Source organism: Marinobacter halotolerans (assembly GCF_008795985.1).
Lineage (GTDB): Bacteria > Pseudomonadota > Gammaproteobacteria > Pseudomonadales > Oleiphilaceae > Marinobacter > Marinobacter halotolerans.
In genome coordinates this window covers 1-5,355 of the sequence record NZ_VMHP01000004.1, presented here as the reverse complement: position 1 = coordinate 5,355, position 5,355 = coordinate 1, and the positions used below count along the sequence as shown (strand labels likewise).

Below are 5,355 nucleotides of genomic sequence, written 5' to 3'. Positions count from 1 at the left end.
ACTGGGGTTTTTGGTATTAGGAGCCTGACGATGACCTACTCTCACATGGGCAGAAGCCACACTACCATCGGCGCTGGTCTGTTTCACGGCTGAGTTCGGGATGGGATCAGGTGGTTCCAGACCGCTATGGTCGTCAGGCAAAACGGTTGATCACTGGGTGGACGAGAAGAACGAGTGACAGTGATTTCGTTGCGTTATCCGCAATTGTCTTGGGTGTTATATAGTCAAGCCTCACGAGCAATTAGTATCGGTTAGCTCAACGCCTCGCAGCGCTTACACACCCGACCTATCAACGTCCTGGTCTTGAACGGCTCTTCAGGAGGCTCAAGGCCTCAGGGAGATCTCATCTTGGAAGGGGCTTCCCGCTTAGATGCTTTCAGCGGTTATCCTATCCGAACATAGCTACCGGGCAATGCGTCTGGCGACACAACCCGAACACCAGCGGTTCGTCCACTCCGGTCCTCTCGTACTAGGAGCAGCTTTCCTCAAATCTCCAACGTCCACGGCAGATAGGGACCGAACTGTCTCACGACGTTCTAAACCCAGCTCGCGTACCACTTTAAATGGCGAACAGCCATACCCTTGGGACCGGCTTCAGCCCCAGGATGTGATGAGCCGACATCGAGGTGCCAAACACCGCCGTCGATGTGAACTCTTGGGCGGTATCAGCCTGTTATCCCCGGAGTACCTTTTATCCGTTGAGCGATGGCCCTTCCATACAGAACCACCGGATCACTATGACCTACTTTCGTACCTGCTCGACGTGTCTGTCTCGCAGTTAAGCGGGCTTGTGCCATTACACTAACCGCACGATGTCCGACCGTGCTTAGCCCACCTTTGTGCTCCTCCGTTACGCTTTGGGAGGAGACCGCCCCAGTCAAACTACCCACCACACAGTGTCCTTATCCCCGATAAGGGGACGAAGTTAGAACCTCAAACAGGTCAGGCTGGTATTTCAAGGTTGGCTCCACCAGAACTGGCGTCCTGGTTTCAAAGCCTCCCAGCTATCCTACACAAACATGCTCAAAGTTCACTGTGAAGCTATAGTAAAGGTTCACGGGGTCTTTCCGTCTAGCCGCGGATACACCGCATCTTCACGGCGATTTCAATTTCACTGAGTCTCGGGTAGAGACAGCGCCCCCATCGTTACGCCATTCGTGCAGGTCGGAACTTACCCGACAAGGAATTTCGCTACCTTAGGACCGTTATAGTTACGGCCGCCGTTTACCGGGGCTTCGATCAAGAGCTTCGCGCAAGCGCTAACCCCATCAATTAACCTTCCGGCACCGGGCAGGCGTCACACCGTATACGTCCACTTTCGTGTTTGCACAGTGCTGTGTTTTTAATAAACAGTCGCAGGGGCCTGGTATCTTCGACTGGCTTCTGCTCAACCCGCAGGGGTGTCACATACCACCAGCGTGCCTTCTCCCGAAGTTACGGCACCATTTTGCCTAGTTCCTTTACCCGAGTTCTCTCAAGCGCCTTGGTATTCTCTACCTGACCACCTGTGTCGGTTTGGGGTACGGTCTCGAATAGCCTGAAGCTTAGAAGATTTTCCTGGAAGCAGGGCATCAATGACTTCCAACCCGTAAAAGGGTCGTCGTCGTCGCGTCTCGGCATTATGGGACCGGATTTGCCTAATCCCACTGCCTACTCGCTTAAACCGGGACAACCGTCGCCCGGCTCACCTAGCCTTCTCCGTCTCTCCATCGCAGCTATCCAAGGTACGGGAATATTAACCCGTTTCCCATCGATTACACCTTTCGGTCTCACCTTAGGGGCCGACTCACCCTGCGCCGATTAGCGTTGCGCAGGAAACCTTGGTCTTCCGGCGTGGGGGTTTTTCACCCCCATTGTCGTTACTCATGTCAGCATTCGCACTTCTGATACCTCCAGCATGCTTCTCAACACACCTTCGCAGGCTTACAGAACGCTCCCCTACCCCGCATACAAAGTATGCAGCCGCAGCTTCGGTAACCAGTTTGAGCCCCGTTACATCTTCCGCGCAGGCCGACTCGACTAGTGAGCTATTACGCTTTCTTTAAAGGATGGCTGCTTCTAAGCCAACCTCCTAGCTGTCTGAGCCTTCCCACATCGTTTCCCACTTAACTGGTATTTGGGGACCTTAGCTGGCGGTCTGGGTTGTTTCCCTCTTCACGATGGACGTTAGCACCCACCGTGTGTCTCCCGGATAGTACTCACAGGTATTCGGAGTTTGCATCGGGTTGGTAAGTCGGGATGACCCCCTAGCCGAAACAGTGCTCTACCCCCTGTGGTATTCGTCCGAGGCGCTACCTAAATAGCTTTCGGGGAGAACCAGCTATCTCCGGGCTTGATTAGCCTTTCACTCCGATCCACAAGTCATCCCCTGGCTTTTCAACGACAGTGGGTTCGGGCCTCCAGTTGATGTTACTCAACCTTCACCCTGCTCATGGATAGATCGCCCGGTTTCGGGTCTATGCCCAGCGACTAAATCGCCCTATTCAGACTCGGTTTCCCTACGGCTCCCCTAAACGGTTAACCTCGCCACTGAACATAAGTCGCTGACCCATTATACAAAAGGTACGCCGTCACGGAACAAGTCCGCTCCGACTGCTTGTACGCATACGGTTTCAGGATCTATTTCACTCCCCTCACAGGGGTTCTTTTCGCCTTTCCCTCACGGTACTGGTTCACTATCGGTCAGTCAGGAGTATTTAGCCTTGGAGGATGGTCCCCCCATGTTCAGACAGGATGTCTCGTGTCCCGTCCTACTCGATTTCACCAGACTCAGGTTTCGGATACGGGGCTATCACCCACTATGGCCAAGCTTTCCAGCTTGTTCTCCTACCAGTTGTCTAGCTTAAGGGCTAGTCCCCGTTCGCTCGCCGCTACTGAGGGAATCTCGGTTGATTTCTTTTCCTCGGGGTACTTAGATGTTTCAGTTCCCCCGGTTCGCCCCGTACAGCTATGTATTCACTGTACGGTACCGACCCGAAAGTCGGTGGGTTTCCCCATTCAGAGATGTCCGGATCACAGCTCGTTTGCCAGCTCCCCGAACCTTATCGCAGGCTTCCACGTCTTTCATCGCCTCTGACTGCCAAGGCATCCACCGTATGCGCTTAATTGCTTGACTATATAACCCCAAGACAACTGATCACGACGCAACATCCTCCACCAGGCAAGCCTGGTAAAGAACCCTGTCTCGAGACCGTCACTTGAAGTCATATTACAATCACTTCAACGACAACACCGGATAACGCTTGAAATCGCTATCACATTGAATCCATCCCTCTCGGAGATAATGAGAGAAATGCATTCGTGTTCTTCTCGTCCAATTTGTTAAAGAGCAAATCTGACCCAGTGATCAGAAAGAAGAACTTCAGACTCAATGACCGACTGTCATCAAACCGAAACGCTTGTTTCTGCACACTGCTAACTCGCGTTAGTCAGTAAAAAGGGTTGTGGTGGAGCCAGGCGGGATCGAACCGCCGACCTCCTGCGTGCAAGGCAGGCGCTCTCCCAGCTGAGCTATGGCCCCTCGATAATTCACCCAAGACCAAGCGCTGCTCGGACTCTCAGGCTATAGAATTTTGTGGATCTAGGCGCTTTAAGGCGAAGCTTACATCGGTAAGCGAGTCTTAAAGCAACGACGAGCCACGAAATTCTGGTGGGTCTGGGTGGATTTGAACCACCGACCTCACCCTTATCAGGGGTGCGCTCTAACCAACTGAGCTACAGACCCGAAAGTGCGGGCCTGCAAGACCCTTTGCTCTCTTCTTAAGCCAACCAAGTAATTCGTGTGGACTCTGACCGAAGCATTCGGCTTCGTTTAAGGAGGTGATCCAGCCGCAGGTTCCCCTACGGCTACCTTGTTACGACTTCACCCCAGTCATGAACCACACCGTGGTGATCGTCCTCCCGAAGGTTAGACTAACCACTTCTGGTGCAATCCACTCCCATGGTGTGACGGGCGGTGTGTACAAGGCCCGGGAACGTATTCACCGCGACATTCTGATTCGCGATTACTAGCGATTCCGACTTCACGGAGTCGAGTTGCAGACTCCGATCCGGACTACGACGCGTTTTGTGAGATTGGCTCCCCCTCGCGGGTTTGCGGCCCTCTGTGCGCGCCATTGTAGCACGTGTGTAGCCCTGGCCGTAAGGGCCATGATGACCTGACGTCATCCCCACCTTCCTCCGGTTTGTCACCGGCAGTCTCCCTAGAGTTCTCAGCCGAACTGCTAGCAACTAGGGATAGGGGTTGCGCTCGTTACGGGACTTAACCCAACATCTCACGACACGAGCTGACGACGGCCATGCAGCACCTGTGTCAGAGTTCCCGAAGGCACCAATCCATCTCTGGAAAGTTCTCTGCATGTCAAGGCCAGGTAAGGTTCTTCGCGTTGCGTCGAATTAAACCACATGCTCCACCGCTTGTGCGGGCCCCCGTCAATTCATTTGAGTTTTAACCTTGCGGCCGTACTCCCCAGGCGGTCTACTTAGTGCGTTAGCTGCGCCACTAAGACTTCAAGAGTCCCAACGGCTAGTAGACATCGTTTACAGCGTGGACTACCAGGGTATCTAATCCTGTTTGCTCCCCACGCTTTCGCACCTCAGTGTCAGTATTGGTCCAGAGTGCCGCCTTCGCCACTGGTGTTCCTTCCTATATCTACGCATTTCACCGCTACACAGGAAATTCCACACTCCTCTACCATACTCTAGCCTGACAGTTCGAAATGCCGTTCCCAGGTTAAGCCCGGGGCTTTCACATCTCGCTTATCAAACCACCTACGCGCGCTTTACGCCCAGTAATTCCGATTAACGCTTGCACCCTCCGTATTACCGCGGCTGCTGGCACGGAGTTAGCCGGTGCTTCTTCTGTGAGTAACGTCAAGCCCTACGAGTATTAGTCGCAGAGTTTTCCTCCTCACTGAAAGTGCTTTACAACCCGAAAGCCTTCTTCACACACGCGGCATGGCTGGATCAGGGTTGCCCCCATTGTCCAATATTCCCCACTGCTGCCTCCCGTAGGAGTTCGGGCCGTGTCTCAGTCCCGATGTGGCTGATCATCCTCTCAGACCAGCTACGGATCGTCGCCTTGGTGAGCCTTTACCCCACCAACTAGCTAATCCGACATAGGCACATCCAATAGCGCAAGGTCCGAAGATCCCCTGCTTTCCCCCTTAGGGCGTACGCGGTATTAATCCGGGTTTCCCCGGGCTATCCCCCACTACTGGGCAGTTTCCTATGCATTACTCACCCGTCCGCCGCTCGTCAGCATCCCGAAGGACCTGTTACCGCTCGACTTGCATGTGTTAAGCCTGCCGCCAGCGTTCAATCTGAGCCATGATCAAACTCTTCAGTTTAAATCAT

2 tRNA genes and 3 rRNA genes are annotated in these 5,355 nt (G+C 53.7%); all 5 read right to left on the bottom strand.

The annotated features are described in order from the left end of the window. Positions 1 to 22 precede the first annotated feature (22 nt). Positions 23 to 138: ribosomal RNA gene (rrf, locus tag FPL19_RS17475) — 5S ribosomal RNA — on the bottom strand. A gap of 82 nt (positions 139 to 220) precedes the next feature. Beyond that, positions 221 to 3,115, bottom strand: a 23S ribosomal RNA gene (locus tag FPL19_RS17470). A 329-nt stretch (positions 3,116 to 3,444) separates the two neighbouring features. After that, positions 3,445 to 3,520, bottom strand: a tRNA-Ala gene (locus FPL19_RS17465). A gap of 127 nt (positions 3,521 to 3,647) precedes the next feature. Next, a tRNA-Ile gene (locus FPL19_RS17460) sits at positions 3,648 to 3,724 on the bottom strand. Positions 3,725 to 3,812: 88 nt separating this feature from the next. Continuing rightward, positions 3,813 to 5,348 (bottom strand): 16S ribosomal RNA (locus tag FPL19_RS17455). The 16S, 23S and 5S rRNA genes sit together here with 2 tRNA genes alongside, the layout of an rRNA operon. Positions 5,349 to 5,355: the final 7 nt, after the last annotated feature.